The 5039-nt window shown below is 41.5% G+C and carries 6 protein-coding genes; 3 read left to right on the plus strand and 3 right to left on the minus strand.

What is annotated here, in order from left to right:
- Nucleotides 1-109: 109 nt before the first annotated feature.
- The 3 genes from IV55_RS09595 to IV55_RS09605 form a co-directional block, all read right to left on the minus strand.
- On the minus strand, nt 110-745 hold the full coding sequence (locus tag IV55_RS09595) for a deoxynucleoside kinase (RefSeq protein ID WP_057811653.1): 636 nt from the start codon (nt 743-745) through the stop codon (nt 110-112).
- Between the two features lie 310 nt (nt 746-1055).
- The gene (gene mscL / locus IV55_RS09600; protein ID WP_057811655.1) at nt 1056-1475 is read right to left on the minus strand and encodes a large-conductance mechanosensitive channel protein MscL; all 420 of its coding nucleotides are present in this window, start codon (nt 1473-1475) and stop codon (nt 1056-1058) included.
- An 83-nt stretch (nt 1476-1558) separates the two neighbouring features.
- Nucleotides 1559-2521: an NAD(P)-dependent oxidoreductase gene (locus tag IV55_RS09605; RefSeq protein ID WP_057811658.1), complete on the minus strand. Its 963-nt coding sequence runs from the start codon at nt 2519-2521 to the stop codon at nt 1559-1561.
- A gap of 122 nt (nt 2522-2643) precedes the next feature.
- On the opposite strand from IV55_RS09605, the gene IV55_RS09610 reads away from it, so the two are divergent.
- The 3 genes from IV55_RS09610 to IV55_RS09620 all read left to right on the plus strand — a co-directional run bounded on the left by IV55_RS09610 (nt 2644) and on the right by IV55_RS09620 (nt 4959).
- On the plus strand, nt 2644-3468 hold the full coding sequence (locus IV55_RS09610; protein WP_083484017.1) for a Cof-type HAD-IIB family hydrolase: 825 nt from the start codon (nt 2644-2646) through the stop codon (nt 3466-3468).
- A gap of 5 nt (nt 3469-3473) precedes the next feature.
- Complete coding sequence (locus IV55_RS09615) at nt 3474-4073, plus strand: hypothetical protein (protein ID WP_057811660.1); 600 nt, start codon at nt 3474-3476, stop codon at nt 4071-4073.
- Between the two features lie 100 nt (nt 4074-4173).
- Nucleotides 4174-4959, plus strand: a complete 786-nt coding sequence (locus IV55_RS09620; RefSeq protein ID WP_057811662.1) for a hypothetical protein — start codon at nt 4174-4176, stop codon at nt 4957-4959.
- The last annotated feature ends 80 nt before the right edge of the window (nt 4960-5039 follow it).

Here is a 5039-nt window from a genome sequence, read left to right on the forward strand (position 1 = left end):
CCTCTGCACAGCGACTTGACTGTTGTCCCACGTTTTCTACTATTTAAGTTCGTAAATCAAAAAATAGGGTTCGAGACAAAAGTGATTTTTGTCTCGAACCCTATTTTGTTTATTTACGAATCGCAGCTAGACGTTCGTCAATTTCATTTAAAACTTCGGTTACATTCTTTGGATCTTCAAGGTTGTACTTTTGCAAATCAATTTTCATTTTTGGTGATGCATCGTAGGCTGCAAACCATTCTTTATAAGCTGACCACATCTTGTAGTAGTAGTCCCGCAAATTAGGATCGTTGTCGAACTGTTCATAGTCACGGCCACGCTTCTTAATCCGGTAAAGAATCGTTTCAAAGTCGGTTTCAGAATAAACCATCAAGTCTGGTGCCTTTTTTGGCAATTCTTGAAGTTCGTTCATCATGTTATCAAGTAACTTAAGGTAAACATCTAATTCCGTATCGGAAATATTGCCTTCCTTGTTGTTTTCCTTGGTGAACAGCGCGTCTTCATAGATGGAACGGTCTAACACGTTATTATCATCTGCTAACGCACGCTTGATCATTGAAAAACGTTTGTTTAAGAAGAAAATTTGGAGTAGGAATCCATATTGTTTTGGATCCTTATAGTAGAGTGGCAAAACCGGGTTGTCACCAACGGGTTCGAAAAATGCCTTCGTGTTCAAGTGGTCTGCAATTAAGCCTGTAAGGGTGGTTTTCCCAACCCCAATCATTCCTGCGGTAATTATCACCATAAGATCTCCTCGTTCAAAGTTTTTCACGCTACCACATATAGTACAATATTTTACGATTAGATGCTGGAATAATTGTGGACAATTTGTGTGTTTGTTAGGGGCAAAGAAGCGCTGCGTCAAAGAATGAAATTTTAAAAATAAATATATGTGACTTTTTATATGGTACTAGGGCTTGTGAGGTCGACAAAAGTCGGTATCACTCGTAATCTGCCCAGCAACTTGATTTTTGTCCCACGTTTCACTATTTAAATTCGTAAATCAAAAAAGCGTTTGGAACAAGATGTCCCAAACACTTTGATAGATATGAAAATTATTGATTTGTGTTGTCGTCTGATGAATCAACATCATCGGCGTCTGTATGGCCGTTTTGTTGACGTAATTCATCACGAATTTCAGCTAACAAATGATCAGTCGTACTTTCGGCTGGTGTGATTTCTTTCTTGGCAGGCATGATCCGATTGATTGCCTTGACGAGTAAGAAAACGACGAACGCAATGATCAAGAAGTTGATGACTGCGTTGATGAAGCTCCCAAAGCGGAAGTTGGCTGAACCAATCTTAACCACCCAACTAGAAAAGTCGATACTGCCAGTGAAGATTCCAAGTAACGGATTGATCAAAGTTGATACTAATGACTTAACGATCGCCGTAAAAGCCGACCCAATAATAACCCCGACTGCTAAATCAATCACGTTTCCGCGTGAGATAAATTCTTTAAATTCTTTCCACATGGTGAATCCCTCCAGATATAATTGCGTACAGTAGTCATTTTAGCCGACGCAACCGGTGCTGAAAAGGGCTTCCTGCGAAAAAATTAGTTGTTAACGATAAATTTTGGTTGGTTACCCTGGGCAACAGCAACGGCATTAGCTGCCACAATTTCACCCATGGCGTCTCTGGCTTCCACCGTTGCATTACCAATGTGAGGTGTTAAGACAACGTTGTCTAGGTGTTTAAACGCATCAGCAACGTTTGGTTCAGCTTCATAAACATCTAAGGCTGCACCAGCTAGTTGATTGGTCGTTAATGCTTGTAAGACTGCCGCTTCATCGATGATTGGGCCACGAGCAGCATTGATGAGGTAGGCGGTATCTTTCATCTGTGCGAGTGCGTCAGCGTCGATCAAATGTTTGGTGGCAGGCAGTAGTGGCAAATGTACGGTTACGATATCAGACGACTGTAACAATGTCGCTTGATCTACATAAGTAGCCGATAGCGCTTGTTCTTCAGCAGCTGGTAACTGGTGGCGTTGTGTATATAAAATGGTCATATCGAATGCCTTTAGGCGCTTAGCAACTGCTTGCCCAATGCTGCCTAATCCGATGATACCCACAGTTTTGCCAGCCAATTCGTGTCCTAAGAAGAATAAAGGTGCCCAACCATCGAATCCTTCACCACGCATGAGGCGATTGCCTTCCGCCATCCGATGCATGATGCTAAGAACTAAGCCCACCGTCACTTCAGCCGTTGAGGTGGTGGAAACGCCAGGTGTATTCGTGACGGGGATATTATGCGCACGGGCTGTCGTAACGTCGATGTTATTGAAGCCAGCACCGTAGTTTGCAATCAATTTTAAGTTTGGTGCGTGTTCAATGATGGCCGCATCAACTTGTGTGGATAACGCGGTGATTAAAATATCAGCGTCTGTCACGGCTGCCTGTAAGGTATCATGATCGATAACACCCTCACCGGTAAACATGCCGACAGTTAGTCCAGCTTGTTCCAAGCGATCAGTCACAACTTGTGGAAATTGTGCAGAAAGATAAACTTTTGTCATAAAAAGACCTACTTTCCATTATTTTTTACACCTTCATTCTACACCTTACGAAATCGGTTACATCATTGTCAAACTCACGAATTTTCGGTATGCTGAAGATGACTAACAAAGGGGCGAAAACAGTGATTAAAATTATTGCGAGTGACTTAGATGAAACATTGTTAAATACAGATGGCACGTTAGGCGAAAAAAACATCGCTGCCATTAAGGAAGCAGCGGCAGCGGGTGTGTACTTTGTGCCTAATTCAGGCCGTGGCTATAAGTCGTTTGAAGACAACTTAACGGCATTGGGGTTAGCGCAAAAAGAAGGTCAGTATAAGATTTCATTTAATGGCGCCGCAATTTTGGAAAATGCCGGGGACAAGGTAATTGCGACCAACGGCTTACCGTTTGAACTTGCTCAAGGTGTCTTTGATGCAGGACGGACGTTTGATGATGTTAGTTGTCATGTGTATCTGTTAGAGAAGCTGTACATTTATCATCAGACACCAACTGATGCTGCGTATATGAAATCACGGCAGGTGTCATTTGAGAAATTAACCACACCAGATATCAGTTTCTTACAGGACCAACCAATTATGAAAGTTATCTTTGAAACACCAGACGTTGCACGCCAACATGAATTGGCAGATTATGTCATGGCTCGTTTTGGTGAGCAGGTGGATGTAACTTTTTCATCAGGACGCTATATCGAATTTAATCGTAAGGGTGTCAATAAGGGACAAGCGTTGTTACAATTAGCCAAGCTGCTAAATGTAGCGCAAAAAGAGACCATGGCCGTTGGTGATAACTTTAATGATCTACCAATGATTGAAGCGGCCGGTATTGGTGCAGCAGTGGCTAATGCGGTACCAGAAGTGGCTAAGCTGGCAGATGTGCAGACCACGGCGACTAATGATGAAGGCGCCATGGCAGAATTGATTCATAACTATGTATTGAAGGATTAAAATAAATGACAGAAATTAACGATCAACTAAAGTCCGCGCAGAGCCGCGGACTTTTACTTGCGATTTATCATTACTTTGATGATGAGACCTTTTCAGTGGGTCGGATTCTACAGCAGGATGACACACATGTACTGCTTGAAGTAGTCGATCCCAATGGCTCCTTTAACGGCTTACAACTGATCAGTAAAGATTTTATTAATCGCGTTGTGTTGCGTTCTGATTATCTACGTAGCACTGAGGTATGGCAGCAAGCTGCCAATCGCGATGGTTATGCTGACCCGTGGCAAATTGAACAAACGAAAGCGTCACTTAATTTAGACGATAATGCATTATTGCGAAGCTTATTACAAAATGCGTTACGTAAAGAACTCGTGCTGAGCTTAGGAACTGTGCGTCAAGTGGCTGATGATAATGTCACAGACGCCGATTTTACCGGACTTGTCGCTGAATATGTCGGGGATGCGGTGGCATTAAACTATCTTGATCCATGGGACTTAACGGATGCGTGGCAAATTGACATTAAGACCGATGAGATAAATTACTTGCGGGTTGGCGCCGGTGTATGTGAGCGGATGAAGGCTTTATTGGCGGTTTATGGGGATTGATTTAAAGTTCACTTGATAAATGTAATTTGGGTTATTTTAAAACGGATGATTTTTATGTATATTTATACCTAAGTAAGATAATAATAATTGGAGGTGCAAAATGCATTGTTTTAAAAATGTAAAAGTTCTTATTGCTACATTAGTTGCCAGCTTAGGGATTGGTCTTAGTGTTGTAACAACTAGTGCAAATGCTGATAGTTGGTGGCACTATCCTTCAGGATGGTATTTATGGGATGATGATGGAGAATACTGGGAAACTGGTGCGCAATACGTTAATGGTAATAAATATTATTTAGATGATAATACTGGTTTAATGGGCACCGGGTGGGTGTATGCCGAGGGGGATTGGCATTATCTAAATTCCAATGGAACCAGTACTTATGGATGGCGCTTTATTAATAATGCGTGGTACTATTTTGATTCAGATGGAGACATGGAGACAGGAACGCGCTTTATTAATGGTACACAGTATTATTTTAATAAAAGTGGTTCTATGTTAACCGGCTGGTATTATGATTATGGCTGGAAGTATTTTGGAAATAATGGGAGCGTTTCGAAAGGTTGGTACCAGGTAAAGGGTCAATGGTATTTTGCTAATAGTGATGGTGTCATCACAACTGGTCGTACAAGTTGGAAAAATGTATACTACTTTATGACTGAAAGTGGCAATATGGCGTACGGTTGGATTTGGAACGATGGTTACTGGTACTACGCTAATCAAAATGGTGTCTTAGCCACTGGTTGGCAGTTTATCAATGGAAATTGGTATTATTTTGATAGCGTTAATGAGATGGTTACTGGGAATTACCCTATAAATGGTCAGTATAATAAATTTGATCGTGTCAGTGGTCATTGGCTTGGATACGGATATGATATAAATTTATAGTATTTCTGTATTATTGCTTTGATATAGCAATACAAAAGAGTTTGGGATGCGCTCAGCCCTGTCAAGTTGACAGGGCTGAG

This window comes from Furfurilactobacillus siliginis (assembly GCF_001437435.1).
GTDB lineage: Bacteria > Bacillota > Bacilli > Lactobacillales > Lactobacillaceae > Furfurilactobacillus > Furfurilactobacillus siliginis.